Origin of the sequence: Jannaschia sp. W003 (genome assembly GCF_025144335.1) — a bacterium.
GTDB lineage: Bacteria > Pseudomonadota > Alphaproteobacteria > Rhodobacterales > Rhodobacteraceae > Jannaschia.
Map to the genome: position 1 here is coordinate 654,196 of NZ_CP083539.1, position 25,203 is coordinate 679,398.

Consider the following 25,203-nt stretch of genomic DNA (forward strand, 5'->3'; position numbering starts at 1 on the left):
CTCGCAATAGCGTGACGGGAGGCAAAATCCTGGGCGAGGAGACGGAGCATCTGCGCGGCGTGCGCCTCCTGCGCGGGACGCTGGACCGCGCCGCTCAGGAGGCGCTGGTGGAGGCCGTGCGCGTGGTGATCCGGTCGGCCCCCCTCGTGCGGCCCGTGACGCGGCGCGGGCAGGCGCTGTCGGTGCGCATGACGGCGGCGGGCGCGTTCGGCTGGGTCTCGGACCGGCGCGGCTACCGCTACGAACCTTGCCAGGCCGACGGCCGCCCCTGGCCGCCCATCCCCGCGCTGGCGCGCGCGGTGTGGGACCGGGCGGTGCCGGAGGCGCGCGCGCCGGAATGCTGCCTCGTGAACTGGTACGACGCCTCCGCGCGCATGGGCCTCCACCAGGACCGCGACGAGGCCGACCTCGCGCAGCCCGTGGTGTCGATCTCGCTCGGCGAGGCGGCGCGCTTCCGGGTCGGCAACCTCGCGCGCGGCGGGCCGACCGAGAGCACGGTCCTGCGCTCGGGCGACGTGGCGGTGCTGGAGGGGCCGAGCCGGATGCTCCACCACGGCGTGGACCGCATCGTGCCCGGGGACGCGGACCTCCTGGGCGTGCCGGGGCGGATCAACCTGACGCTGCGGGTGGTGACGGCCTAAGGCAGGAGCGAGCAGCAGCCCGCGTAGGCCTCCGCGCGCGCGCCGTCCTCGACCAGCACCGTGGCGTCGATGCCCCACCGGCGGTCCGACATGCCGTCGGTGCAGTGGCGGGGCCCGGGGGCGAGGCGGATGTGCAGCGTGAGCGCGGCGCCGCCGGCGCGCCCGAAGCGCACCTGCACGCGGCGGTCGTTCGCGGGGGCCGCCAGCGGTGCCTCGGGGACCGAGAGGGCGGGGCGGTCCGGGGCCTCGAAGCGCAAGGTTCCGCCCTCGCGCGCGAGCGACCAGAACGGCTCCGTGCCGAAGCATCGGGCGACCGGCAGGGCGTGGCCCTCGAAGGTGTTCGGGCGGCGGGCGAGGAACCGCAGCGCCACGTAGCCCATGCCCCCCTCGTGGTTCACGAGGCCCCAGCCGCTGCCGGGCGCCGCGGGGCCGATCACCTCGACGTCGCGGGCATCGGGGGCGAGCGTGCCGACGATCGAGGCGCCCGCGCGCGGCGCGGCGCGGACGTTGAGCACGTCGCCTGCGGCCACGCCCGCCACGTCGTGCAGCGCGGGCCATCCGTCCTGCGTGGCGGCGGCGGGCGGGGCGAGCAGCACGGCCGCCGCGAGGGCGTGCGCCGCCGCCCTCACCGGTCGGCGTTCCAGCTCATGGAGACGCGGCTGCGGGTGTAGAACTCGCCCATCATGCCCACCACCAGGAACACCACGGCGACCCAGAACGCGTAGCGCCAGTCGGTGTGCATGGGGTTGTAGTTCGCGAACACGTACCCGCGCGACTGGTCGATGATGTGGAACAGCGGGTTCCAGTCGAACATGGCGCGCATGTTGGGTGGCATGAGGTTGACCACGAACATCTTGCCCGAGGCGATCATGTTCACGCGGGAGTAGACCGCATTCACCACCGAGGCGAAGTTCGGCATCCAGGGCTTGAGCGCGTAGAGGGGCAGGCCGATGGCCACGCCAGCGAACCAGGCCAGGAGGTACATGCCTGCCGCGCCCACGGGATCGTGGATCACCAGGGGCCGGACGGCCACGTGCACCGCGAACAGCACCAGAAGCATCGACAGCGTCGAGATGTAGAGCGCCGAGAGCGCCGAGGCGCAGATCGCCACCACGGTGTTCATCGGCGCGTGCTTCATCATCGCCGAGGCGGGGCCTTCCGCGCTCACCACGGCGCCCACGGCCTTGATGTGGGTCATGAACAGGAAGACGCCCGACATGATGTAGAGGATGAAGTCGCCCCGGATCGCCGTGCCGCGCAGGCCGAGCAGGTCGAACATCACGTAGAACGCGCCCACGAAGATCACGGTCTGCACCACGTGCATGCCCAGCGCCGCCAGGGCGTTGCCGTGGCTCCTGCGGGTGTGGCGGGCGGCGGCGTGGAAGATCCGCTCCGACAGCCAGATGGCCCCGTGCAGCCTGCCTCTGCCGTGCTGCGGCGCGAACATGGCCGACCTCCTGCTTGCCGGGGCGGTGATGCCCGACCATAAGGAGCCCGACCCTATCCCAGGGGCATGTCCCCGGCAATCGGGGCGGCCCCGAGCGCCGGAGCTAGCCGTGAATCCTGACCAAATGATGATCGAGTTGCGCCGCCTGGCGATCCGCGCCGGCGAGCGGATCATGGAGATCTACGAGGGCGACGACTTCGAGGTCCGCTCGAAGTCCGACGCCAGCCCCGTGACCGAGGCCGACGAGGCCGCCGACGCGATCATCTCGGACGGCCTGCGCGCCGCCTTCCCCAAGGCCGCCGTGGTCACCGAGGAGCAGTCCGCCACCCACGACCTGTCGGTCATGGACTTCTTCATCGTCGACCCGCTCGACGGCACGAAGGAGTTCGTGCAGCGCCGCGGCGACTTCACCGTGAACATCGCCTGGGTCCGGGACGGCGTGCCCGTCGCCGGCGTGGTCTACGCCCCCGCCAAGGGCCGCCTGTTCCGCACCACGCCCCAGGGCGGCGCGGTCGAGGAGGAGGGGCCGTTCGACGGCGACTCCATGTCCGCCGGCCGCCCGGTCTCGGTGCGCGACAGCGACAACGACGCGCTGCTGGTGGTGGCCTCCAAGTCGCACCGCTCGCCGGAGCTCGAGGACTACATCGGCCGCTACGCCGTGGCCGACAGCAAGGCGGCGGGCTCGTCGCTGAAGTTCTGCCTCGTGGCCACGGGCGAGGCCGACATCTACCCCCGCCTCGGCCCCACCATGGAGTGGGACACGGCGGCGGGCGACGCGGTGCTGCGCGCCGCCGGCGGGCAGGTGGTGCGCGCCGAGGACCTCCAGCCCCTGCGCTACGGCAAGGCGGGCTTCCGCAATCCCCACTTCATCGCCCACGCCCCCGGTGTCCGCGTCGTGCCATCCTCCTGACCGAATCCCCCGGCACCCCTGTTCCCCAGAAATCCGAAGAACGAGTGAGATGATGACGCGCAAGGTGACGAAGGCGATCTTTCCGGTGGCGGGCATGGGGACGCGCTTCCTGCCGGCCACGAAGGCGGTTCCCAAGGAGATCCTGACCCTCGTGGACCGGCCCCTGATCCAGTACGCGATCGACGAGGCGCGGGCCGCCGGCATCACCGAGTTCATCTTCGTGACCTCGCGCGGCAAGTCCGCCCTCGAGGACTACTTCGACGTGGCGCCCGAGCTGGAGACCTCGCTCGCCGACCGCGGCAAGGAAGAGCTGCTCGCCACGCTGAAGTCCACGAACATGGAATCGGGCGCCATCGCCTACATCCGCCAGCACCGCGCCCTCGGCCTCGGCCACGCGGTGTGGTGCGCGCGCCGCCTGGTGGGCGACGAGCCCTTCGCGGTGATCCTGCCCGACGACGTGATCGACGCGGAGACACCCTGCCTGCGCCAGATGGTCGACGCCTACGAGGAGACGGGCGGCAACATGGTCGCCGCCATGGAGGTGCCCGACGAGGCCACCTCCGCCTACGGCATCCTCGACGCCGAGCCCAACGGCCGCTGCGTCTCCGTGCGCGGCATGGTCGAGAAGCCGAAGGCCGGCACCGCGCCCTCGAACCTCGCCGTGATCGGGCGCTACATCCTCGACCCGGCCGTGATGCGGCACCTCGACAGCATCAAGTCCGGCTCGGGCGGGGAGATCCAGCTCACCGACGCCATCGCCCGCGAGATCGGGGGCGGCAACGTCCACGGCTACTGCTTCGAGGGGACGCGCTTCGACTGCGGCTCCAAGGGCGGCTTCCTGCGCGCCACGGTGGCCTTCGGCCTCGCCCGGCCCGAGCTGCGCGAGGAGCTGGCGAGCTTCCTGCGCGAGACGGTGGCGAACGGGAACGCATGACGCCCCGGGCGGCGCTGGCGGCCTACGGGCTGCGCCTGCGCCGCCGCCGCCTGCTCCTGCGCGCGCTGCGCAAGCGCCGCGAGTTGCGGGCGGTGTCCGACCGCACGGCCGCGATCCGCCCCGGCGACGTGCTTTGCCTCGCATGCGTGCGCAACGAGGCCGCGCGCCTGCCCTGGTGGCTGCGCCATCACCGGGATCTGGGCGTGGACCACTTCCTCGTGGTCGAGAACGCCAGCGACGACAGCACGCGCGAGATGCTGGAGACCCAGCCGGACGTGTCCCTCTGGACCACGGCGCACTCCTACAAGCGCGCGCGCTTCGGCATGGACTGGCTGAGCTGGCTGGCCACGCGCCACGCCCACGGGCACTGGTGCCTCACGCTCGACGCCGACGAGCTGTGGCTCCATCCCCACCACCGCACCCGCGACCTCCACGCGCTGGCCCACGAGCTGGACCGGCGCGGGCAGCGGGCCATGGGCGCGCTGATGCTAGAGCTCTATCCCCGCGGGCCGCTCGGCGCCGAGCCCTACGCGCCGGGCACTGACCCCGTGGCGGCCATCCCCTGGTTCGACGGCGGCGGCTACGTCTCGCTGCGCCAGCCCAAGCTCGGCAACCTCTGGGTGCAGGGCGGGCCGCGCGCGCGGCGGTTCTTCGAGGCCGAGCCCCGGCGCGCGCCGACGCTCTCGAAGCTGCCCCTGGTGCGCTGGCGCCGGGGCCACGCCTACGTGACCTCGACCCACCAGATCCTGCCCGCCGCGCTGAACCGCCTGCTCGGCGACGCGTCGGCGATGCACGGCACGCTCCTGCACACCAAGTTCCTGCCCGAGATCGTCCCGAAGTCCGCCGAGGAGAAGCGCCGCGGCGAGCACTTCGAGAACTCCGCCCTCTACGGGCGCTACTACGACGCCGTGGCCGGGGCGCCCGTGCTCTGGTGCGAGCGCTCCAGCCGCTTCCACGGTTGGGAGCAGCTCGAGGGTATGGGCATCATGTCACGGGCCGGGTGGAACTGAGCGTGGGCGGTTGGCAGCCCGCCCCCCGGCCGCTAGGCCTCCGCCCCGTGCGCGGGATATCCGGAAGGAGGTGCGCGTGGGCATCGTGACGTCCTACCGCATGCGCGTCCGCCGGCGCTACTGGCACGTCCGGGCGCTGCGGCGGGGCCGCCAGCTGGAGGCGCTGCGCCGGCGCACGGAGCGCATCGGGCGCCGCGACATCCTGGTCTTCGCCTGCTGCCGCAACGAGCGGGTGCGCCTGCCCTACTTCCTCGACTACTACCGCCGCCTCGGCGCCGACCACTTCCTGTTCGTGGACAACGGCTCGGACGACGGCACCGCCGAGTACCTCGCCGCGCAGGAGGACTGCTCGGTCTGGCGCACGACCGCCTCGTACCGCCGCGCCGCCTTCGGGGTGGACTGGGTCAACCGCCTCCTGCGCCGCTTCGGCCACGGACACTGGTGCCTCACCGTCGACGTCGACGAGTTCCTGGTCTACCCCTACTGCGACAGCCGGCCGCTGCGCGCCCTGTGCGACTGGCTCGACGCCTCGGCGATCCGCTCCTTCGGGGCGATGCTGCTCGACATGTATCCCCGCGGGCCCGTGACCGATCAGCCCTACCGCGAGGGGCAGGACCCGTTCGAGATCGCGCCCTGGTTCGACGCCCGCAACTACCAGTTCGAGCGCAACCCCCTGCTCTGGAACCTCTGGATCCAGGGCGGCCCGCGCTCGCGCGTGTTCTTCGCGGACGCGCCCGAGCAGGCCCCGGCCCTCAACAAGACGCCGCTGGTGCGCTGGGACCGCAACTACGCCTACGTCTCCTCGACCCACGCGCTGCTGCCGCGGGGGCTGAACCAGACCTACGCCACGGACGGCGGCGAGAAGGCCAGCGGCATCCTGCTGCACGCGAAGTTCCTCCACACCCTGGCGGCGAAGGCCTCCGAGGAGCTAAAGCGCGGCGAGCACTACGCGGACTCGCGCGAGTACGCCGCCTACGCCGAGGCGATCGGCGCGGACCGCACCCTGTGGTGCAAGTGGTCGGAGCGCTACGTGAACTGGCGCCAGCTCGAGATCCTCGGGCTGATCTCCAAGGGCAACTGGGCATGAGCGCGGACACCGTCCCGGACGCCCCCGCGGAAGCCGGCACGTTGGGCTTCGTGATGCTGGTCCACGACGCCTTCGACCGGGCCGCGCAGGTGGCGCGGCACTGGGCCGACCGCGGCTGCCCGGTGACGATCCACGTCGACCGCAAGGTGCGCCCCCGCGACCACCGCCCCTTCCGCGAGGGGCTGCGGGGCCATCCGCTGATCCGCTTCTCGCGTCGGGTGAAGGTGGAGTGGGGCACCTGGAGCCTGGTGGAGGCAACGCAGGTCGCCGCCGAGAGCCTGCTCGCCGCCCACCCCGAGGTGCGCCACGTGTTCCTCGCCTCGGGCTCCTGCCTACCGCTGCGCCCCGTCGAGGAGCTGCGCGCCTATCTCGACGCCCACCCGCGCACTGACTTCATCGAGAGCGTCACCACCGAGGAGGTCACTTGGACCGTGGACGGGCTGGAGCGCGAGCGCTTCACGCTGCGCTTCCCGTTCTCGTGGCGGCGGCAGCGCCGGCTCTTCGACCGCTACGTCGAGTTGCAGCGCCGCCTCGGGCTGCGCCGCCGGGTGCCCGCGGCCATCGCCCCGCACCTCGGCAGCCAGTGGTGGTGCCTGACGCGCCAGACCCTCACGGCGATCCTCCAGGCGCCCGACCGCGCCGAGATGGACCGCTACTTCCGCCGCGTCTGGATACCCGACGAGGCCTACTTCCAGACCCTCGCGCGGCGCTACGCCACCTCGATCGAGAGCCGGTCGCTCACGCTCGCCAAGTTCGACGTGCAGGGCAAGCCGCACATCTTCTACGACGACCACCTGCAGCTTCTCGAGCGCTCGGACTGCTTCGTGGCGCGCAAGATCTGGCCGCGGGCCGGGAGGCTCTACGACCACTTCCTCGCGCTGCCCCCCGGCGCCGTCCGCCCGCGCGAGCCGAACCCCGGCAAGATCGACCGCGTGTTCTCCCGCGCCAACGTCCGCCGCGAGCAGGGCCGGCCGGGGCTCGTGAACCAGGGCCGGATGCCGAGCCCCTGGTGGGACGGCGCGCGCACCTGCGCGCCCTACGCGGTGCTGTCGGGCTTCGACGACCTCTACGTGGACTTCGAGGGCTGGCTCGCGCGGCGCGTGGGCGGGCGCGTGCACGGCCACCTGTTCCACCCGGACCGGGCCGAGTTCGCGGGCGGCGAGACCGTGGCGCCGGGCTGCATCCCGGACTCCGCGGCGCTGCGCGACTACCGCCCCGAGCAGTTCCTCGCCAACCTCCTGTGGTCGACGCGAGGCGAGCGCCAGTGCTTCCAGTTCGGCCCCGGCGACCAACAGCGGATCCGCGGATCGCTCCTGTGGGACCGCAACTGCACGCTCGCGGTGGTCTCGGGAGCCTGGGCGGTGCGGCTGTTCCACGAGAACCGCGACTTCGCGGAGCTGCGCGCCGAGGCGGCCCGGCTGCAGCAGGTGGAGCTGTCCTTCCTGGCCGAGCTTCGCGCCCCCTGGGTCAAGGCGCGCACCCATGTCTGGACCCTGGCGGACTACCTGGAAGGCCCGATGGAGAAGCTGCAGAACGTGCTGGGCGAGCTGACCGCGCGCGATCCGCGGCGGCTGACGGAGGTGCCGGCCATGCGCGACCTCGACGGCTTCGGCCGCTTCCTGCAGACCCTGCGCAACCAGGGCATGAAGCCCGTGGTCACCGGCGACGTGCCGGTGGAGCCCACCGAGGGCGCCACCCGCAGCGAGCGGCCCGCCCGTCCCACGGTGATCCGGTGATCCGCGCCTTCGTGCTGCTGGCCGAGATGCGGACCGGCTCGAACCACCTGGAGGCCTCGCTCGACGCGCTGGAGGGCGTGGCGTGCCTGGGCGAGCTGTTCAACCCGCACTTCATGGGCGCCCACAACCGCTTCGAGCTGGACGGCATCGACATGGCCGCCCGCGAGCGCGATCCCTTGGCCCTGCTGGCCCGCGTGGTGGAGCGCCCGGGCCTCAACGGCTTCCGCCTGTTCCACGACCACGACCCGCGCGTGGTGGACGCGGTGCTGCCCGACCCCTCGGTCGCCAAGATCGTGCTGGGGCGCAATCCGCTCGACGCCTACGTCTCGCTGAAGATCGCGCAGGCGACGGGGCAGTGGCGCCTCACCAACCCCAAGATGGCCAAGGCCGCGCGAGCCACCTTCGACGGCGCGGAGTTCGACGCGCTCTGCGAGGCACAGGCCGCGTTCCGCGCGCGGGTGCAGGGCACGCTGCAGCGCACCGGGCAGACGGCGTTCTGGCTCGACTACGAGGACATCGGCACGCTCGACGTGGTGAACGGCATCGCTGCCTTCCTCGGGGTGCCCGCGCGGCTCGACGCGCTGCCGGGCACGCTCAAGCGCCAGAACCCCGGCGAGGCCGCCGACAAGGTCGCCAACCCCGAGGCGATGGCCGCGCATCTCGCCGGGCTCGACCCCTTCGCGCTGGGGCGCCTGCCGGGCACGGAGCCGGCGCGGGGGGCGGCCGTGCCGTCGATGATGGCTGCGGGCGACCTCTTGTGCCTGCCGGTGCCGGGTGGGCCGACCCGTTCCCTGCGGCGCTGGATGGAGCATGCGGGCGAGGTCGCCGAGGGCATGAACCAGAAGGCGCTGCGCCAGTGGCTGCGGGGGCACAAGGGGTACCGCTCCTTCGCCGTGGTGCGCCACCCCATGGCCCGCGCCCACGCCGCCTTCGCCGCGATCGCGTCCTCCGAGGGCGGCGGCCCCGTGCGCCGCCTCCTTGTGCGCCACTACGACGCGCCGCTCCCGGAGCGGGGCGCGGCCGAGATGGACAGGGGCACCCACCGCGCCGCGTTCGAGGCGTTCCTGCGCTTCGCCAAGGCCAACCTCGGCGGCCAGACCGCGCTGCCGCCCGACCCGCGCTGGGGCTCGCAGCTCGCGGCGATCCAGGGCATGGCGCAGGTAGTGCCGCCCTTGGAGATCCTGCGCGAGGACGAGGCCGCCGCGGCGCTGGCCCGGATCGCCCCGGAGGCGCCGCCCTGGGAGGGCGCGGCCGAGGGCGCGCTGCGGCTCGGGGACGTGCACGACGCCGCGCTCGAGGATCTGGCGCTGGAGGTCTGGCGCCGCGACTACCTCACCTTCGGATTCCGCCGCCGGGGGTAGGCAGGCCTCAGGCGGCTTCGGAGCGCTGCGCCTCGGTCAGAAGGGTGTGGAGGAGCTGCGGGTCGGCGTTGGCGCGCAGCTTCGCGAGCAGCCCCGGATCGCGCAGGGTGCGCGACACGAGCGCGAGCGCCTTGAGGTGAGCGACGCCCGCGTCCTCGGGGGCGAACAGCGCGAACACCACGTCCACCGGCTTGCGGTCGGGGGCGTCGAAGTCGATCGGCGCCTCGAGGCCGAAGAACACGCCGCGCACCCGGTCGAGGCCGCCGAGGCGGGCGTGGGGCAGGGCGACGCCCTCGCCCACGCCCGTGGGGCCGAGGCTCTCGCGCTCCTGCAGGGCGGCGAAGGCCGTGTCGCGGGGCAGTCCGTAGACGTCGTGGGCGGTCTGGGCGAGCTCCGAGAAGAGCCGTTTCTTGGAGGAGAGGCGGCCGGGATGCTTCACGGCCGCGGAAACAAGGATATCGTCCAAGCGCATCGTCGCACCCCACTCCTGCTGCGTGCCTCCCGGCGGCCGTCTTCGCGCGGCCCGGCCCGGCGGTGGGGGGGCCCTCAGCCCCCCGCGGCGGCGGCCGGATCGATCCAGCCCACGTTGCCGTCCTCGCGGCGGTAGACGACGTTCACGCCGTCGCCCTTCTCGTTGCGGAACACCAGCACGGGCGCGCCGGCAAGCTCCATCTGCATCACGGCCTCGCCGACGGACAGGGTCGGGATGCGGGTCTCCATCTCGGCGACGATGACGGGCTGGAGATCGTCTCCCTCCTCGACCCCCTCCTCGTCGGCGGCGAGGATATAGGCGGCCCCGCCCGAGACCGCAACCGGCTGATCCCGCGCCTTCTGGTGGTTCTTGAGGCGCCGCTTGTAGCGCCGGAGCTGCTTCTCCATCTTCTCGGAGCAGGCGTCGAAGGCGGCGTAGATCTCGGGGTCCTTGGCCTTGGCCTGGGCGGTCAGCCCCGTGGACAGGTGCACCGTGGCCTCGCAGACGTACTCGTGCGCGGCCTTCGAGAACACCACCTGCGCATCCGTGGGACGGCCCGCGTACTTCTCCATGGTCTGGCCCAGCTCGGTCTGGACGTGGGAGCGGAGCGCGTCGCCGATGTCGATGTGCATGCCGGTGATCTGATAGCGCATGGAGCCTCCTGGATATTGCGTGGGAAGGAGCCGGGCCGCGGGTGCGGCCGCCTGCATCGTCATGTCCGCGGGACACGTGGCCGGCATCTGGGTCTCCTCGGGTCCTAGGAGGCGCCGGAATGGGCGCCCTGTCAATGCCCATGCCGGGCCGTGGTTCACGCCGGCCGGGCCTAGCGCGCGAAGCCCTCGCCGAGGTAGACGCGCCGCACCGCGCCGTCGGCCACCACCTCGTCGGGCGTGCCCGACATCAGCACCGCGCCGTCGTGCAGGATGTAGGCGCGGTCCACGATCTCCAGGGTCTCGCGCACGTTGTGGTCGGTGATCAGCACGCCGATGCCGCGGGTCTTGAGCTCCACCACCAGCCCGCGGATGTCGCCCACAGCGATGGGATCGACGCCGGCGAAGGGCTCGTCGAGCAGCAGGTACCGCGGGTTCGCGGCGAGGCAGCGGGCGATCTCCACGCGCCGCCGCTCGCCGCCCGAGAGCGCCATCGCCGAGGCCCGGCGCAGGTGCTCGATGTGGAAGTCCGACAGGAGCGACTCCAGCCGCTCGCGGCGGCGGTGGCGCTTGGGCTCGGCCACCTCGAGGATGGCGCGGATGTTCTGCTCCACGGTCAGGCCGCGGAAGATCGACATCTCCTGCGGCAGGTAGCCGATGCCCGCGCGCGCGCGCCGGTACATGGGCAGGTACGTCACATCGCGCCCATCGAGGATCACGCGCCCGCCGTCGGGCGTGACCAGCCCCGCGACGGCGTAGAACGTGGTGGTCTTGCCCGAGCCGTTCGGCCCCAGCAGCGCCACCACCTCGCCCCGCGCGAGGTCCATCGACACGTCGCGGATCACGGGCTTCTTTCGGTAGCTCTTGCGCAGGTTGCGGATGGCGAGGCCGCCCGCGCCCTCGATCACGGCAGGAACGCCCGGCAGCGCCGCAGGCACCGGCCCGTTCACGGCTGCAGCGTGGTGCGAACGCGGCCCGTCACCGTCCCCGACCCGGTCTCGAGGTTCACCGCCAGCCGGTCGCCCGCCAGCGTGGCGCCGCCCTGCGTCACCACCACGTCGCCGGTCATCAGGATCTCGGCGCTGCCCAGCTGGTACACCGCGGTCTCGCCCTCGGCGGCGTCCTCGCCGGCCACGATCAGCACGTCGCCCTTGGCCTCCAGCCGGTCGATGCGCTGCTCCTCGCCGGCGCTGTAGAACACGTCCACCCGCTCGGCCGAGAGCCGCAGGTCCCCTTGCGCGATCACCACGTTGCCCGTCAGCACGGCCTGCCCCGTGGCCTGGTCCACCTCCAGACTGTCGGCGGCGACCTCCACCGGCGCGCCGCGGTCGAAGCTGCCCGAGCCGAAGCCCACCCCGGTGCCCTGGGCGAGCGCGGGCAGGGCGAGCAGCGCGAGGAGCGGCGCGAGGAGGCGGAGGGGCATCGGCGGTCCTTTCAGGGGGCGGCGGCGTCCGGGGCGGGCGGCGGCGGCGGCGGCACGTATAGCAGGTCCACCCCCCCGGAGAACACCAGCCGCGCCGCGCCGTTCCGTTCCTCCAGCCGCATGGCGCCCGCGCGCAGACGCCCGAGCGGCGAGGTGCCGCGCACGGGGCCGGGCGAGACGAGGCTCAACTCGGCCAGCGAGCCCTCCAGCCGGTCGGAGCGCAGGGCGTAGCCGGTGGCGGTGTCCACGGCCACGTCGCCCTCCAGCACCACGGTGCGCGCCGCGGTGTCCACGGTGCCCGCGCGGGCCTCCACCGTGGCCTCGCCCCGGCCCGAGAGCTCGAGGTGCAGGGCGTCGATCGTCATGCGGCGCGGGTCGGCGGGGTCGGGGCGGGCGCGGGCGGCGCGCAGGTCGAAGGCGGTGCCGCCCTGCGAGCGGCCCATCACGCGCGGCGTGGTGAGCTGCTGGTCGGTGGCCCGCTCGCCGATGTCCACGGCGGCGAAGGGCAGGGCGTCCTCGGGGTCGGGGGTGCGCGCGACCAGGAACAGCGTGGACAGGAGGGCGAGCGCGGCGACGGGCAGCGCCACCTTCGCGCCCGCCACCAGCCGTGCGCGGCCTGCGTCCCCGATCATGAGTGCGCGAAGATGTCCGTGTCGGGGTAGCCGATCAGGTCGAGCCGTGCCCGGGTCGGCAGGAAGTCGAAACAGCTCTGGGCCAGCTCCATCCGGCCCTCGCGCTCCAGCATGGCGTCGAGCCGCTCGCGCAGGCGGTGGAGGTAGAGCACGTCCGAGGCAGCGTAGGCCATCTGCGCGGGCGTCAGCTCGGGCGCGCCCCAGTCCGAGGACTGCTGCATCTTCGAGATGTCCACCTCGATCATCTCCGACAGGAGGGCCTTGAGGCCGTGGCGGTCGGTGTAGGTGCGCACGAGGCGCGAGGCGATCTTGGAGCACCACACGGGCGTGGCCAGCGCCCCGAAGGCGTGGAGCATCGCGGCGATGTCGAAGCGGCCGTAGTGGAACAGCTTCGTGACGCCCTCGTCGCGCAGGAGCCGCTCGAGGTTGGGGGCCGACGTTTGGCCGATGCCCACCTGCACGAGGTGCGCGGTGCCGTCGCCCGAGGACAGCTGCACAAGGCACAGGCGGTCGCGGTGCGGGTCGAGGCCCATGGTCTCGCAGTCGATGGCCACCGAGGCCCCGAAGTCGAGCCCGTCGGGCAGGTCGCCGCGGTGCAGGGTGATGTGGCGGATGTCGGCGGTCACGGGCGCCCCCTCGGAAGTGCGAACGCCCGGCCGAGGGGGCCGGGCGCATCGGAAACCGTGGTGCCCAGGAGAGGACTCGAACCTCCACGCCGTTGCCGGCACTGGCACCTGAAGCCAGCGCGTCTACCAATTCCGCCACCTGGGCAGGCCCGCGGTGGGGGGCGGATACGGCGGGGCGCATCGGGTGTCAATCGGGCGGATGCGGGAATTTCTCGCGCCCGCCGCGCGCCATTAACGATGCGTCAAAACCCCGGACGCTACACCCCCCGGAATCGGAACGAACGAGGATCCTATGGACAGAATGTCTGACGGGACGCACGCCGCGGCGCCCCCCGTGCCGCCCGACGTGGTGGCCGCGATCCAGGGCAGCTTCTCCGAGGTCTGCACGGCGCTCGACGAGGCCGAGGGCGAGATCGCGGCGCGGCTTGCCCGCGAGGCGCCGGAGCTGGTGCGCCTCATGGGCGGGGATGCCGCGGCACGGCGGCGCTGGATCGAGGAGTGGATCAGCCTCGCCGCGCTCGTGGCCGCCCATCCCCATGCGGGCCTGCCCATCGCCTGCGGGCTGGCGCACGACCTCGCGCACTCGGACCTCGGCGCGCCGCACCATGCCGCGTTGCACGACGCGCTGACGGACGCGCTCGACGCCCGCGCGCTGCGGGGGCCCGCGCGCCGCGCCTGGAGCGACGCGCTGGGCGCCCTCGGCGCGGTGATGGTGGTGGCGGAGCGGCGCATGCGGGCCGCGGACGCGCGGCGCCCGGCCGAGGCGGCCTGAGGGCGCGGCCCGCCCGCCGCATCCCGCCACCCGGGGGCTGGTCTCGCCGCCGCGGTGCGCCTAGACAGGGCCCCGTCATGGAAGGGGTCGCGGGGCCCCGCACGGGGGCGCCGGGGGCGCCGCGCAAGGAGGCCGCGATGCAGCGACTGGCGACGATCTTCGGCGGCTCGGGCTTCGTGGGCCGCTACGTGGCGCAGCGGCTGGCCCGCGACGGCTGGCGCGTGCGCGTGGCCTGCCGCCGCCCCTACGAGGCCCACTTCGTGCGCATGTACGGCACCGTGGGCCAGGTCGAGCCGGTGTTCACCAACATCCGCGACGACGATGCCACCGCCGCCGCGCTGACGAACGCCGATGCGGTGGTGAACTGCGTGGGCATCCTCGGCGAGGCCGGACGCAACACCTTCTCCGCGGTGCAGGCCGAAGGCGCGGAGCGCGTCGCGCGCCTTGCCGCCGCGGCCGGCGTCGAGCGCATGGTGCAGATCAGCGCCATCGGCGCGGACGCGGATTCGGACAGCGCGTACGCCCGCACCAAGGCCGCCGGCGAGGACGCCGTGCTGCGGCACATGCCGAATGCCACGATCCTGCGCCCCTCGATCGTGTTCGGCGCCGAGGACCGGTTCTTCAACCGCTTCGCCGCCATGGCCGCGCGCGCGCCGATCCTGCCCGTGGTGGGGCCGGACACGCGCTTCCAGCCGGTCTACGTGGACGACGTGGCGCAGGCCGCCGCGCTCGCCGCCGGGGGACGCGCGCCCGCCGGCGTCATGGAGCTGGGCGGCCCCGACGTGGACACGTTCCGCGAGCTGCTGCAGGTGATGCTGCGCACGATCCATCGCCGCGCGCTGATCGTGGGCGTGCCCTTCTTCGCCGGGCGCCTCATGGGCTCCAGCCTCGATCTTGCCCAGCGCGCCAGCTTCGGGCTGTTCCACAACGGCATTCTCACGCGCGACCAGGTCGCGAACCTCGCGCGCGACAACGTGGTGACGGGCCGGCACCCCGGCTTCGAGGCGATGGGCATCGAGCCCACCGCGATGGAGGCGATCCTGCCCACCTATCTCTGGCGCTTCCGCCCCGGCGGCCAGTACGCCGAGATCAAGGACAGCGCCCGCAACCTGCGCACCTGAGGCACAGCGCCGCCCGGTGCGCGGGGTGCGACCCCGGGCCGCGCGGGCGCACGGACCCGAGGAAGCTTCGGCGCGTTGGGACGCATGCCCCGAGGGGCCGTCCCCACCCCGGAGCGCCCCATGCCCGACGCCACGCGCGACCTGAACCACGGCCCCGTCTGGCGCGCGTTGCTGAGCGTCTCCGGCCCCATGGCCTTCGGCATCTTCGCGGTGATCTCCGTGGGCCTCGTGGACGCCTTCTTCCTCGGCCGCGTCGGCCCCGACGCGCTGGCCGCCGTGGGCTTCGTCTATCCCGTCACCATGGCGATCACGTCGCTCTCGATCGGCCTCTCGGCGGGCGCCAATGCGGCGATCTCGCAGGCCATCGGGCGGGGCGACGGGCGGGACGACGTGATCCGCCGCGGCCTCCACGCGCTGGGCATCGGCACCGCTCTGGCAGGCGGGGCGGGCGCGCTGTTCTGGATGGTGGACGGCACCCTGCTCGGGCTGATGGGGGCGGAAGGTGCCGTGCTGGAGGCGGCGCTCCAGTACACCCCCGTCTGGGCGGCGGCCTTCCCGTTCCTCGTGGGCATGATGCTCTGCAACGCGGTGTTCCGCGCCCACGGCAGCGGGGTGCGCTCGGCCGCCGTGATGGTGTTCTCGGCGGTCGTGAACATCGCGCTGACGCCGACGCTGATCCTCGGCTGGGGCCCCGCGCCCGAGCTGGGCGTGGCCGGCGCCGCCTGGTCCACGCTGATCGCCTACGTCGCCGCCTTCGCGCTGGCCGGCGCGCTGGCGCTGCGGGCCGGACTGCTGCGGCCCTGCGGCGCGATGCTGCACGGGCTTGGCGCCTCGGCCCGCGCGCTGCTGGCGGTCGGCGGCCCGGCCGCGCTCTCGAACGCGATCCGTCCCGCGGGCATGGCCGCCGTCACGGCCGCCGTCGCCACGCTGGGGGCCAGCTACGTCGCCGGCTTCGGCGCGGCGGGGCGGGTGCAGGGCTTGGCCGCCGTGCCGCTGCTGGCCCTCTCCGCCGGGATCGGTCCGGTGGTGGGGCAGGCGTGGGGCGCGGGGAACGCGGCGCGGGCCGCCACCGCGCTGCGGCTCTCCTGCGGCTTCGCGCTCGCCTACGGGCTGGCGCTGGCGCTGGCGCTCTTCCTCGGGGCGCCGTGGATCGCGGGGCTGTTCTCGGACGAGGCGGAGACGACGCGGGCGGCGGCGCTCTACCTTCGGGTCGTGGGCTGGTCGATGTTCGGCTTCGGCTTCCTCGTGATCGGCAACGCCGCGCTCAACGCCATGAGCCGGGCCGGCTACGCCATGGCGCTGTCGGTGGCGCGGGTGCTCGGCGTCTACCTGCCGCTGGCCTGGCTGGGCGCCGTGACCGTGGGCTATGGGGGCATCCTGGCAGCGGCGGTGGCGGGCAACCTCTTCGCCGCGCTCGCGGTCCTCGTGGCCGCCCGCGCGGCGGGGCTGCGGGTGCTGGACGTGGGCCCCGTGCGCGCGCTCGCGGCGCGCCTGCCGCGCAGCCGCCTGGAGGTGGCCTAGGCGTAGGCCCAGACGAGCAGGGCCGAGCCGAGCGCGACGCGGTAGAGGACGTAAGGAAGGAAGCTGACCGAGCGCAGGAGCCGCATCATCAGCGCCAGCGCCACGAGGGCGGCGCCGAACGAGAACAGGGCGGCGACCGCGCCCTCCCACGCGAGCGCCCCGCCCTCCTCGGCCACGTCGAGGGCGAGGAGCGTGCCCGAGGCGAGGATCGTGGGGATCGACATTAGCATCGACAGGCGGGCCGCCGATTCCCGGTCGTAGCCCTCGAAGCGGGCGCCGGTGATCACGATGCCCGAGCGCGAGGTGCCCGGGACGAGGGCCAGTGCCTGCCACAGGCCGAAGCGCAGGGCGGCCGCGGGGGTCCAGTCGCGGTCCGTCCGGTGCTCGGGCGCGCGCAGGTCGGCCAGCCCGAGCAGGAGGCCGAAGAGGAGCGTGGTCCAGCCGATCACGGCGACGGAGCGCATCCACTCGGTGCCCACGGTGACCTTGAGGATCAGGCCCGCGAGGATCACCGGCACGGTGGCGATCGCGAGCCCCAGGGCGAGGCGCGCCTCGCGGCCGTCGGTGCGTCCGCGCAGGAGTTCGCCGATGCCGCGCAGGGCCGCGGCGACCTCCGCTCGGAAGTAGAGGACCACGGCGCCGAGCGAGCCGACGTGGACGGCCACATCCAGGAACAGGCCCTGATCCTGCAGGCCCGTGACGAGCGGCAGGAGCACGAGGTGGCCCGAGGAGGAGACGGGCAGGAACTCCGTCGCGCCCTGCAGGACGGCGAGGAGGAGGAGGTGCCACAGGGCCATGGGAGCGCGCCTTCCGGGGGTGTCGCGGGCCTTGTGGCAGAGGGGCGGGGAGGGGCCAAGCGGCGAGGTGGGACCGGATCGGACCTAGTTTCGCGCCGATTCTGCACGATCCTCTCCGCGCTGCGGCGAAAAGCGCCCAGGTAGGTCAGTACTCCTGACTTTTCCTCGTCCGAAGCCCGCTGTATGGGGGCCGCAGCAGGAGGGATCTCATGGCCGGCAATCCGATGCTCAAGTTCGTCACGCTCCATCGGGAGATGCCCGAGAAGCGGGACGCCCAGAACCGCAAGGCCGACTTCGGCGAGATCTACCGCGAGTTCGCCGCGGAACGCGCCGCCGCGCAAGCCTCGCGCTGCTCGCAGTGCGGCGTGCCCTACTGCCAGACCCACTGCCCGCTGCACAACAACATCCCCGACTGGCTGCGCCTCACCGCCGAAGGGCGCCTGCGCGAGGCCTACGACATCAGCCAGCTCACCAACACGTTCCCCGAGATCTGCGGCCGCATCTGCCCCCAGGACCGCCTGTGCGAGGGCAACTGCGTGATCGAGCAGTCGGGCCACGGCACCGTGACCATCGGCGCCGTCGAGAAGTACATCACCGACACCGCCTGGGAGGAGGGCTGGGTCGAGCCGCCCGCGCCCGCCGAGGAGCGCCCCGAGAGCGTGGGCATCGTCGGCGCGGGCCCCGGCGGGCTGGCCGCCGCCGACATGCTGCGCCGGGCGGGCGTGCAGGTCACCGTCTACGACCGCTACGACCGCGCGGGGGGCCTCCTGAGCTACGGCATCCCCGGCTTCAAGCTGGAGAAGGAGGTGGTCGAGCGCCGCAACCGCCAGCTCGAGGAGGGCGGCGTCGCCTTCGAGCTGGGCTGCGAGGTGGGCCGGGACGTCACCTTCGCGGAGCTGCGCGAGCGGCACGACGCGCTGGTCATCGCCACCGGCGTCTACAAGTCGCGCGAGCTGGAGCATCCCCACGCGGATGCGCAAGGCGTGGTGAAGGCGATCGACTATCTGACCGTCTCGTCGAAGAAATACTTCGGCGACCAGGTGGACGAGTTCGACTCCGGCGAGATGAACGCCGAAGGCAAGCGCGTGGTGGTGATCGGCGGCGGCGACACCGCGATGGACTGCGTGCGGACCGCGATCCGACAGGGCGCGACCTCGGTGAAGTGCCTCTATCGGCGCGACCGGGCCAACATGCCGGGGAGCCAACGCGAGGTTGGCAACGCCGAGGAGGAGGGCGTCGAGTTCGTGTGGCTGACCGCGCCCGGCGGCTTCGAGACCCACGGCATGACGCCCGACGCGGAGGTGCGCCAGATCGGCCCCGAGGGGCAGGGCAGCGGCGTGCGCCCCGGCCCCGCGACCGGCCCCGTGCGCGGCGTGAGCGTGCAGCGCATGAAGCTGGGCGAGCCGGATGCGACGGGCCGCCAGCGCCCCGAGGTGATGGAGGGTGCCGACTACCTGGAGGAGGCGGACCTCGTCATCAAGGCACTGGGCTTCGAGCCCGAGGACCTGCCCACGCTCTGGGAGCAGCCCGAGCTGGAGGTGACGCGCTGGGGCACCGTGAAGGCCGACTTCCGCACCCACGCGACTGCCCTCGATGGGGTCTACGCGGTGGGCGACATCGTGCGCGGCGCCTCGCTGGTGGTCTGGGCCATCCGCGACGGGCGCGAGTGCGCCGAGGCCATCCTCGAGCGCTTCGACCTGGCGACGGTCGAGGCCCGGACGATGGCGACCGCGACAGTGGCCGCGGAGTGATGCGCCGGCTGCATGGCATAGGGCGCAAGTGGGCCGGGCGAGGGGGGGCGCCCCGCGTGCACCCCCCGTGCACCCCCCGTGCATGCGCGGGGACATCCCTATCGGCATGCGCCGCGCGCAACGGGTCAGCGACCCTGACCGTTCCGGGCTGAGCCGATGTCCGGCCCCGAGATCGAGACCGTGTACGAGGATGCCGACCTGACCCTGCGCTGGCTGCCGGGCAGCACGCCGCGCATGGTGGTGGTGTTCACCGGCATGAAGCGCGGCTTCGGCGGCGCGGAGCCCGACGAGTTCGCGGCCTCGGCCTCCTGCGGGGGCGAGAACGCGGTGCTGTTCGTGACCGACCGCAAGGCGACGTGGTTCGCGGCCCCGGGCCTCTGGAAGCGGGCCGTCGCGATGATCCGCACCGTCCGCCGCTCCGAGGGGGTGGAGGAGGTCGTGTCCTTGGGCAACTCCATGGGCGGCTTCGCGGCCCTCCTGCTGCCGCGCGACCTGCGGGTGGCGCGCGCGGTCGCCTTCGCGCCGCAGGTGACCATGGACCGGGACGTGCTGATCGACGCGCGCTGGCCGGACGTGGAGGCGCTGTATGGGGCGGCGCCCGCGCGCGACGTGGGCGAGACGGTCGGCGAGACCCGCGCCCAGTACTACGTGGCGGTCTGCGCGGACTGCCCCGAGGACCAGGCCCACGCCGCGCTGATGCCGCAGCTCCGCCGGGTCCACCGGCTGGCCGTCCCGTGCGCGGGCCACAACCCGGCGCGCGTGCTGCGCGAGGCGGGGGTGCTGGGCGACGTGGTGGGGGCGCTCGTGCGGGGCCGCAAGGCGCGCGCCGAGCGCATCCTCGCGGGCATGGGCGCGGCGGCATGAGCGGCGCGGTGCATCACGGGCGCTGCCTGTGCGGCGCGGTGCGGCTGGAGGTGCGGGCCGCGTTGGGCGGCATCTCGGCCTGCCACTGCCGCAACTGCGCACGCTGGGGCGGCGGGCTGCAGATGGGCATCGAGGTGCCCGAGGCGGCGGTGCTGGCCGAGGGACCGATCCGGACCCACGACACCGCCATCGCCGAGCGGGCCTGGTGCGACAGCTGCGGCTCCTCGCTGTGGCTGCGGTCGACCGAAGGCCCCGGCGTGGGCACGGTGGAGCTGGTGCCCGGCCTGTTCGAGGCGCTGGGCGGCGCGCGGCTGGAGCGGGTGGTCTACGCGGACCGTGCCGCCGGGGTCGCGCTGGCGGGCGACGTGCCGCGGATCGGCGCGGCGGAATACGAGCGATCGAACCCCCATCTGGAGGACGAGGCATGAGCGTGGACATCGAACCCTTTCGCCGGTCCGGGCGGATGGAGGGGCGCTGCGACTGCGGCGCGGTGCGGGTGCGGATCGACGGCGCCCATGTGGCCGCCGTGGGCGCCTGCCACTGCGGCATCTGCCAGCGCTGGTCGGGGGCGCTCTATGCCTCGTTCGACGCGGAGGCGGACGCGGTGACGGTGGAGGGCGAGGTCGCCACCTACGCGTCCACCGACTGGGCCGAGCGCAGCTTCTGCCCGCGCTGCGGCAGCCACCTGTGGTACCGCTCCACGGTGCGCGAGGCGCCGGCCTACGAGTTGATGCCGGGGCTGTTCCCGGCGGCGGCGGCGTTCCCGCTGATTTCCGAGATCTACTGCGACAAGGCCCCGGCCTACGCCGCGCTGCGGGGCGAGCACGCCCGCGCCAGCGAGGCGGACTACGAGGCGAAGCGCGCCGCACGAGGAGACGACCGATGACCCACTGGTTCACCGAATGGGAGCGCGACGAGGCGCAGCGCCGGGCCGCGATGGAAGGCCGGAGCCTCTATCACGAGGAATCCGAGCACGCCTCCTGCGGCGTCGGCCTCGTGGTCGACATCAAGGGCCGGCGCTCGCGCCGGGTGGTCGAGGCCGGCATCGACGCGCTGAAGGCGATCTGGCACCGCGGCGCGGTGGACGCCGACGGCAAGACCGGCGACGGCGCGGGCATCCACGTGCAGATCCCCTTCCGGTTCTTCGGCGAGCAGGTGGAGCGCACGGGGCATACCCTGCGCGACGAGCTGCTGGCCGTGGGCCAGGTGTTCCTGCCGCGCAACGACTTCGCCGCGCAGGAGGTGTGCCGCACCATCGTCGAGACGGAAGTCCTGCGCATGGGCCACGTGATCTACGGCTGGCGCCACGTGCCGGTGAACATCGAGGTGCTGGGCGAGAAGGCGAACGCCACCCGGCCCGAGATCGAGCAGATCCTGATCTCGAATGCGAAGGGCCTGGACGAGGAGGCGTTCGAGCGCGAGCTCTACGTGATCCGCCGGCGCATCGAGAAGGCCGCCGTGGCGGCGCAGGTGGCGGGGCTCTACATCGCGTCGCTGTCGTGCCGCTCGGTGATCTACAAGGGCATGATGCTGGCCGAGCAGGTGGCCGAGTTCTTCCCCGACCTGAAGGACGAGCGCTTCGAGAGCGCCTTCGCGATCTACCACCAGCGGTACTCCACCAACACCTTCCCGCAGTGGTGGCTGGCGCAGCCCTTCCGCATGCTGGCCCACAACGGCGAGATCAACACGCTGAAGGGCAACCGCAACTGGATGCGCTCCCACGAGATCCGCATGGCGTCGGGCGCGTTCGGGGACCTGGCGGGCGACATCAAGCCGATCATCCCGCAAGGGGCGTCCGATTCCGCCGCGCTGGACTCGGTGTTCGAGGTCCTGGTGCGCGCCGGGCGCACGGCGCCGATGGCCAAGACGATGCTGGTGCCCGAGGCCTGGTCGCAGCAGGCGGTGGAGCTGCCCGAGGCCTGGCGCGACATGTACGCCTACTGCAACGCGGTGATGGAGCCGTGGGACGGCCCCGCCGCCCTCGCCATGACCGACGGGCGCTGGGTGTGCGGCGGGCTCGACCGCAACGGCCTGCGGCCGATGCGCTACGTGGTGTCGGGCGAGGGACTGCTGATCGCGGGCTCCGAGGTGGGCATGGTGCCGACCGACGAGGCGCGCGTGATCGAGAAGGGCGCGCTGGGGCCGGGCCAGATGATCGCCGTGGACATGGCCGAGGGCCGGCTGCTCCACGACGCCGAGCTGAAGGACGCGCTGGCCGCGGCGCAGCCCTTCGGCGACTGGGTGCAGAAAATCACCGACCTCGAGGAGGTCACCAAGGGCGTGAACGAGACCGCGCTCCACGAGGGCGAGGTCCTGCGCGCCCGCCAGGGGGCCGCGGGCTACACCGTGGAGGAGATCGAGGGCATCCTCGCGCCCATGGCCGAGGACGGCAAGGAGGCCATCGCCTCCATGGGCGACGACACGCCCGCAGCCGTGCTCAGCGAGAAGTACCGGCCCCTCAGCCACTTCTTCCGCCAGAACTTCAGCCAGGTCACGAACCCGCCCATCGACTCCCTCCGGGAGTTCCGGGTGATGAGCCTCAAGACCCGGTTCGGGAACCTCAAGAACGTGCTCGACGAGGACGGCAGCCAGGCCGAGATCCTGGTGCTCGACTCGCCGTTCGTGGGCAACGCCCAGTTCGAGGCCATCATGGGCCAGATGGGCGACGCGGTGGCGACGGTGGACTGCACCTTCCCGCGCGGCGAGCCGGGCGCCCTGCGCGCCGCCCTCGACCGGGTGCGGGCCGAGGCCGAGGAGGCGGTGCGCTCGGGCGCGGGCCACCTCGTGCTGACCGACCGCTTCCAGGACGCGGACAAGGTCGCCATGCCGATGATCCTAGCGACCTCGGCCGTGCACTCGTGGCTGACGCGCAAGGGCCTGCGGACCTTCTGCTCGCTCAACGTGCGCTCCGCGGAGTGCATCGATCCGCACTACTTCGCGGTGCTGATCGGCTGCGGCGCCACCACCGTGAACGCCTACCTCGCGCAGGACACGCTCGCGGACCGCATCGGGAAGGGCCTGATCGAGGGCACGCTCACCGAGGCCGTGGCGCGCTACCGCAAGGCCATCGACGCGGGCCTCCTGAAGATCATGTCGAAGATGGGCATCTCGGTTATCTCGTCCTACCGGGGCGGGCTGAACTTCGAGGCCGTGGGGCTGTCACGCGCCATGGTGGCCGAGTTCTTCCCCGGCATGCTCAGCCGCATCTCGGGCATCGGGGTGACGGGCGTGCAGGCCAAGGCCGAGCAGGTGCACGCCACCGGCTGGCACTCGCGCAGCCGCAACGTGCTGCCCATCGGCGGCTTCTACAAGGCCCGGCGCCAGGGCGAGAAGCACGCCTGGGAGGCGCAGACCATGCACATGCTGCAGGCGGCCTGCGACCGGTCCTCCTACGAGCTGTGGAAGCAGTACGCGCGGGCGCTGCAGGCGAACCCGCCGATCCACCTGCGCGACCTGCTCGCGATCAAGCCGCTGGGCAAGTCGGTGCCGATCGAGGAGGTGGAAAGCATCACCTCGATCCGCAAGCGCTTCGTGACGCCGGGCATGTCGCTGGGGGCGCTGAGCCCCGAGGCGCACAAGCTGCTGAACGTCGCCATGAACCGCATCGGCGCGAAGTCCGATAGCGGGGAAGGCGGCGAGGACCCGGCGCACTTCGTGCCGGAGCCCAACGGCGACAACCCGTCCGCCAAGATCAAGCAGGTGGCCTCGGGCCGCTTCGGCGTGACGGCGGAGTACCTGAACCACTGCGAGGAGCTGGAGATCAAGGTGGCCCAGGGCGCCAAGCCCGGCGAGGGCGGCCAGCTTCCGGGCATGAAGGTCACGCAGCTGATCGCGCGGCTGCGGCACTCCACGCCCGGCGTGACGCTGATCTCGCCGCCGCCGCACCACGACATCTACTCGATCGAGGACCTCGCGCAGCTGATCTACGACCTCAAGCAGATCAACCCGCGCGCCAAGGTCACGGTGAAGCTGGTGGCCTCCTCGGGGGTCGGCACCATCGCCGCCGGGGTCGCCAAGGCCAAGGCCGACGTGATCCTGATCTCGGGCCATAACGGCGGCACCGGGGCGTCGCCGGCGACCTCGATCAAGTACGCGGGGCTGCCGTGGGAGATGGGCCTGACCGAGGCGCATCAGGTGCTGGCGATGAACAAGCTGCGGGATCGCGTGACCTTGCGCACCGACGGCGGGCTTCGCACGGGCCGCGACATCGTGATGGCGGCGATGATGGGCGCCGAGGAGTACGGCATCGGCACCGCGGCCCTGATCGCCATGGGCTGCATCATGGTGCGCCAGTGCCAGTCGAACACCTGCCCCGTGGGCGTCTGCACCCAGGACGAGGCCCTGCGCGCCAAGTTCACCGGGACCGCGGACAAGGTGGTGAACCTCATCACCTTCTACGCGACGGAGGTGCGCGAGATCCTGGCCGAGATCGGCGCGCGGTCCCTCGACGAGGTGATCGGGCGGGCGGACCTGCTGACGCAGGTGAGTCGCGGCTCGGCGCATCTCGACGACCTGGACCTCAACCCGCTGCTCATCACCGTCGATGGCGCGGCCGGCATCCGCTACGACCGCGAGAAGCCGCGCAACCCGGTGATGGACACGCTCGATGCCCAGATCGAGAAGGACGCCAGCCGCTTCCTCGCCGACGGCGAGAAGATGCAGCTGAGCTACGCCGTCCAGAACACCCAGCGGACCGTGGGCACGCGCATCTCGTCGCTGATCGTGAAGAAGTTCGGGATGCGCAACGCGCTGCAGCCCGACCACCTGACGGTGAAGCTGTCGGGCTCGGCGGGCCAGTCGCTCGGCGCCTTCGCGGCGCCGGGGTTGAAGCTGGAGGTCTCCGGGGATGCCAACGACTACGTGGGCAAGGGCCTGTCGGGCGGCACGATCGTGGTGCGCCCGCCGCAGGTGAGCCCGCTGAAGGCGGCCGACAACGTGATCATCGGCAACACGGTGCTCTACGGGGCCACGGCGGGCTTCCTGTTCGCCTCGGGCCGCGCGGGCGAGCGCTTCGCGGTGCGCAACTCGGGCGCGAGCGTGGTGGTCGAGGGCGTAGGCTCGAACGGCTGCGAGTACATGACCGGCGGCGTGGCCGTGATCCTGGGCGAGATCGGCGCCAACTTCGGCGCCGGCATGACCGGGGGCATGGCCTACCTCTACGACCCCGAGGGGCGCGCCGCGCAGCTCGTGAACCCCGAGACGCTGGTGGTCGGCCCCGTGGCCGTGGCGCACTGGGAGCGGCAGCTCCGCGCCCTGGTCGAGCGCCATGCCGCCGAGACCGACTCGCGCCGCGCGCGCGCGATCCTGGCCGACTGGGAGGCGGAGCGCGGGCACTTCCTGCAGGTCTGCCCCGTGGAGATGCTGCCCCACCTTGAGGCGCCGCTGAGCGAGGAGGCGGGGGCGATCCCGGCGGAGTAACGTGGAGAGCGGCGCCGCGGCGCCGCCCTT

Annotated in this window: 24 protein-coding genes and 1 tRNA gene; 15 read left to right on the plus strand and 10 right to left on the minus strand. The window is 72.9% G+C overall.

Going from position 1 to position 25,203, the window contains the following annotated elements; translation table 11 throughout:
* Nucleotides 1–11: 11 nt before the first annotated feature.
* Complete coding sequence (locus K3554_RS03040; protein WP_259943368.1) at nucleotides 12–641, plus strand: alpha-ketoglutarate-dependent dioxygenase AlkB; 630 nt, start codon at nucleotides 12–14, stop codon at nucleotides 639–641.
* Here the strand turns inward: K3554_RS03040 and K3554_RS03045 are convergent.
* Together K3554_RS03045 and K3554_RS03050 are read right to left on the minus strand one after the other, a co-directional pair.
* Nucleotides 638–1,270, minus strand: a complete 633-nt coding sequence (locus K3554_RS03045) for an SH3 domain-containing protein (RefSeq protein WP_259943370.1) — start codon at nucleotides 1,268–1,270, stop codon at nucleotides 638–640. The two genes, K3554_RS03040 and K3554_RS03045, sit on opposite strands and share 4 nt — an antisense overlap.
* Entirely contained in the window at nucleotides 1,267–2,088 is an 822-nt protein-coding gene (locus K3554_RS03050) for an ABC transporter permease (RefSeq protein WP_259943372.1), read from the minus strand. Before K3554_RS03050 ends, K3554_RS03045 begins: the two co-directional genes overlap by 4 nt.
* 109 nt (nucleotides 2,089–2,197) lie before the next feature.
* On the opposite strand from K3554_RS03050, the gene cysQ reads away from it, so the two are divergent.
* From cysQ to K3554_RS03080, 6 genes are all read left to right on the plus strand, one after another.
* Entirely contained in the window at nucleotides 2,198–2,998 is an 801-nt protein-coding gene (gene cysQ / locus K3554_RS03055; protein WP_409197331.1) for a 3'(2'),5'-bisphosphate nucleotidase CysQ, read from the plus strand.
* Nucleotides 2,999–3,050: 52 nt separating this feature from the next.
* The gene (galU, locus tag K3554_RS03060; RefSeq protein ID WP_259945761.1) at nucleotides 3,051–3,932 is read left to right on the plus strand and encodes a UTP--glucose-1-phosphate uridylyltransferase GalU; all 882 of its coding nucleotides are present in this window, start codon (nucleotides 3,051–3,053) and stop codon (nucleotides 3,930–3,932) included.
* The gene (locus K3554_RS03065) at nucleotides 3,929–4,942 is read left to right on the plus strand and encodes a glycosyltransferase family 2 protein (RefSeq protein WP_259943374.1); all 1,014 of its coding nucleotides are present in this window, start codon (nucleotides 3,929–3,931) and stop codon (nucleotides 4,940–4,942) included. Before galU ends, K3554_RS03065 begins: the two co-directional genes overlap by 4 nt.
* 100 nt (nucleotides 4,943–5,042) lie before the next feature.
* Nucleotides 5,043–6,029, plus strand: coding sequence for a glycosyltransferase family 2 protein (locus tag K3554_RS03070; protein ID WP_259945764.1), 987 nt, complete (start codon nucleotides 5,043–5,045; stop codon nucleotides 6,027–6,029).
* Nucleotides 6,026–7,765 carry a beta-1,6-N-acetylglucosaminyltransferase gene (locus K3554_RS03075; RefSeq protein WP_259943377.1) on the plus strand — a complete coding sequence of 580 codons (1,740 nt, stop codon included), beginning with the start codon at nucleotides 6,026–6,028 and terminating at the stop codon, nucleotides 7,763–7,765. The genes K3554_RS03070 and K3554_RS03075 overlap by 4 nt, the downstream gene beginning before the upstream one ends.
* Nucleotides 7,762–9,126: a sulfotransferase domain-containing protein gene (locus K3554_RS03080; protein ID WP_259943389.1), complete on the plus strand. Its 1,365-nt coding sequence runs from the start codon at nucleotides 7,762–7,764 to the stop codon at nucleotides 9,124–9,126. The genes K3554_RS03075 and K3554_RS03080 overlap by 4 nt, the downstream gene beginning before the upstream one ends.
* A 7-nt stretch (nucleotides 9,127–9,133) precedes the next feature.
* Here K3554_RS03080 and K3554_RS03085 read toward each other — a convergent pair whose 3' ends face one another.
* From K3554_RS03085 to K3554_RS03115, 7 genes are all read right to left on the minus strand, one after another.
* Nucleotides 9,134–9,598, minus strand: a complete 465-nt coding sequence (locus tag K3554_RS03085) for a PTS sugar transporter subunit IIA (protein WP_259943394.1) — start codon at nucleotides 9,596–9,598, stop codon at nucleotides 9,134–9,136.
* A 74-nt stretch (nucleotides 9,599–9,672) separates the two neighbouring features.
* Nucleotides 9,673–10,251 carry a ribosome hibernation-promoting factor, HPF/YfiA family gene (gene hpf / locus K3554_RS03090; protein WP_259943399.1) on the minus strand — a complete coding sequence of 193 codons (579 nt, stop codon included), beginning with the start codon at nucleotides 10,249–10,251 and terminating at the stop codon, nucleotides 9,673–9,675.
* 170 nt (nucleotides 10,252–10,421) lie between these two features.
* Nucleotides 10,422–11,186, minus strand: a complete 765-nt coding sequence (gene lptB, locus K3554_RS03095) for an LPS export ABC transporter ATP-binding protein (RefSeq protein ID WP_259943406.1) — start codon at nucleotides 11,184–11,186, stop codon at nucleotides 10,422–10,424.
* 8 nt (nucleotides 11,187–11,194) lie between these two features.
* Nucleotides 11,195–11,671, minus strand: a complete 477-nt coding sequence (gene lptA / locus K3554_RS03100; protein WP_259943421.1) for a lipopolysaccharide transport periplasmic protein LptA — start codon at nucleotides 11,669–11,671, stop codon at nucleotides 11,195–11,197.
* Between the two features lie 11 nt (nucleotides 11,672–11,682).
* A complete protein-coding gene (gene lptC, locus K3554_RS03105) occupies nucleotides 11,683–12,303 on the minus strand; it encodes an LPS export ABC transporter periplasmic protein LptC (protein ID WP_259943424.1) in 621 nt (206 codons plus the stop codon).
* Nucleotides 12,300–12,929 (minus strand): ribonuclease D, encoded by a 630-nt coding sequence (locus tag K3554_RS03110; RefSeq protein ID WP_409197332.1) that lies wholly within the window; start codon nucleotides 12,927–12,929, stop codon nucleotides 12,300–12,302. The genes lptC and K3554_RS03110 overlap by 4 nt, the downstream gene beginning before the upstream one ends.
* Before the next feature lie 58 nt (nucleotides 12,930–12,987).
* Nucleotides 12,988–13,074: transfer RNA gene (locus K3554_RS03115), tRNA-Leu, on the minus strand.
* Nucleotides 13,075–13,230: 156 nt separating this feature from the next.
* On the opposite strand from K3554_RS03115, the gene K3554_RS03120 reads away from it, so the two are divergent.
* From K3554_RS03120 to K3554_RS03130, 3 genes are all read left to right on the plus strand, one after another.
* Nucleotides 13,231–13,701, plus strand: a complete 471-nt coding sequence (locus tag K3554_RS03120; protein ID WP_259943426.1) for a hypothetical protein — start codon at nucleotides 13,231–13,233, stop codon at nucleotides 13,699–13,701.
* 137 nt (nucleotides 13,702–13,838) lie between these two features.
* Nucleotides 13,839–14,822, plus strand: coding sequence for a complex I NDUFA9 subunit family protein (locus K3554_RS03125; protein ID WP_259943429.1), 984 nt, complete (start codon nucleotides 13,839–13,841; stop codon nucleotides 14,820–14,822).
* 120 nt (nucleotides 14,823–14,942) lie between these two features.
* A complete protein-coding gene (locus K3554_RS03130; RefSeq protein ID WP_259943431.1) occupies nucleotides 14,943–16,343 on the plus strand; it encodes an MATE family efflux transporter in 1,401 nt (466 codons plus the stop codon).
* Here the strand turns inward: K3554_RS03130 and K3554_RS03135 are convergent.
* Nucleotides 16,340–17,140 (minus strand): undecaprenyl-diphosphate phosphatase, encoded by an 801-nt coding sequence (locus K3554_RS03135; RefSeq protein ID WP_259943432.1) that lies wholly within the window; start codon nucleotides 17,138–17,140, stop codon nucleotides 16,340–16,342. The genes K3554_RS03130 and K3554_RS03135 overlap by 4 nt on opposite strands.
* 209 nt (nucleotides 17,141–17,349) lie before the next feature.
* On the opposite strand from K3554_RS03135, the gene K3554_RS03140 reads away from it, so the two are divergent.
* From K3554_RS03140 to gltB, 5 genes are all read left to right on the plus strand, one after another.
* Entirely contained in the window at nucleotides 17,350–18,891 is a 1,542-nt protein-coding gene (locus K3554_RS03140) for an NAD(P)-dependent oxidoreductase (RefSeq protein WP_259943435.1), read from the plus strand.
* Between the two features lie 156 nt (nucleotides 18,892–19,047).
* Entirely contained in the window at nucleotides 19,048–19,755 is a 708-nt protein-coding gene (locus tag K3554_RS03145; RefSeq protein WP_259943437.1) for a hypothetical protein, read from the plus strand.
* The gene (locus tag K3554_RS03150) at nucleotides 19,752–20,183 is read left to right on the plus strand and encodes a GFA family protein (protein ID WP_259943439.1); all 432 of its coding nucleotides are present in this window, start codon (nucleotides 19,752–19,754) and stop codon (nucleotides 20,181–20,183) included. Before K3554_RS03145 ends, K3554_RS03150 begins: the two co-directional genes overlap by 4 nt.
* Complete coding sequence (locus K3554_RS03155) at nucleotides 20,180–20,641, plus strand: GFA family protein (protein ID WP_259943441.1); 462 nt, start codon at nucleotides 20,180–20,182, stop codon at nucleotides 20,639–20,641. The genes K3554_RS03150 and K3554_RS03155 overlap by 4 nt, the downstream gene beginning before the upstream one ends.
* Nucleotides 20,638–25,173, plus strand: coding sequence for a glutamate synthase large subunit (gltB, locus tag K3554_RS03160; protein ID WP_259943444.1), 4,536 nt, complete (start codon nucleotides 20,638–20,640; stop codon nucleotides 25,171–25,173). Before K3554_RS03155 ends, gltB begins: the two co-directional genes overlap by 4 nt.
* Nucleotides 25,174–25,203: the final 30 nt, after the last annotated feature.

Excerpts from the sequence above, each read along its gene's own strand:
- lptC (WP_259943424.1), bottom strand. The coding sequence starts at position 12,303 with ATGATCGGGGACGCAGGCCGCGCACGGCTGGTGGCGGGCGCGAAGGTG.
- K3554_RS03125 (WP_259943429.1), top strand. The coding sequence starts at position 13,839 with ATGCAGCGACTGGCGACGATCTTCGGCGGCTCGGGCTTCGTGGGCCGC.
- K3554_RS03130 (WP_259943431.1), top strand. The coding sequence starts at position 14,943 with ATGCCCGACGCCACGCGCGACCTGAACCACGGCCCCGTCTGGCGCGCG.
- K3554_RS03145 (WP_259943437.1), top strand. The coding sequence starts at position 19,048 with ATGTCCGGCCCCGAGATCGAGACCGTGTACGAGGATGCCGACCTGACC.
- gltB (WP_259943444.1), top strand. The coding sequence starts at position 20,638 with ATGACCCACTGGTTCACCGAATGGGAGCGCGACGAGGCGCAGCGCCGG.
- K3554_RS03155 (WP_259943441.1), top strand. The coding sequence starts at position 20,180 with ATGAGCGTGGACATCGAACCCTTTCGCCGGTCCGGGCGGATGGAGGGG.
- hpf (WP_259943399.1), bottom strand. The coding sequence starts at position 10,251 with ATGCGCTATCAGATCACCGGCATGCACATCGACATCGGCGACGCGCTC.
- K3554_RS03140 (WP_259943435.1), top strand. The coding sequence starts at position 17,350 with ATGGCCGGCAATCCGATGCTCAAGTTCGTCACGCTCCATCGGGAGATG.
- K3554_RS03075 (WP_259943377.1), top strand. The coding sequence starts at position 6,026 with ATGAGCGCGGACACCGTCCCGGACGCCCCCGCGGAAGCCGGCACGTTG.
- K3554_RS03065 (WP_259943374.1), top strand. The coding sequence starts at position 3,929 with ATGACGCCCCGGGCGGCGCTGGCGGCCTACGGGCTGCGCCTGCGCCGC.
- galU (WP_259945761.1), top strand. The coding sequence starts at position 3,051 with ATGACGCGCAAGGTGACGAAGGCGATCTTTCCGGTGGCGGGCATGGGG.
- lptA (WP_259943421.1), bottom strand. The coding sequence starts at position 11,671 with ATGCCCCTCCGCCTCCTCGCGCCGCTCCTCGCGCTGCTCGCCCTGCCC.
- K3554_RS03085 (WP_259943394.1), bottom strand. The coding sequence starts at position 9,598 with ATGCGCTTGGACGATATCCTTGTTTCCGCGGCCGTGAAGCATCCCGGC.
- K3554_RS03050 (WP_259943372.1), bottom strand. The coding sequence starts at position 2,088 with ATGTTCGCGCCGCAGCACGGCAGAGGCAGGCTGCACGGGGCCATCTGG.
- K3554_RS03150 (WP_259943439.1), top strand. The coding sequence starts at position 19,752 with ATGAGCGGCGCGGTGCATCACGGGCGCTGCCTGTGCGGCGCGGTGCGG.
- K3554_RS03070 (WP_259945764.1), top strand. The coding sequence starts at position 5,043 with ATGCGCGTCCGCCGGCGCTACTGGCACGTCCGGGCGCTGCGGCGGGGC.
- K3554_RS03135 (WP_259943432.1), bottom strand. The coding sequence starts at position 17,140 with ATGGCCCTGTGGCACCTCCTCCTCCTCGCCGTCCTGCAGGGCGCGACG.
- K3554_RS03120 (WP_259943426.1), top strand. The coding sequence starts at position 13,231 with ATGTCTGACGGGACGCACGCCGCGGCGCCCCCCGTGCCGCCCGACGTG.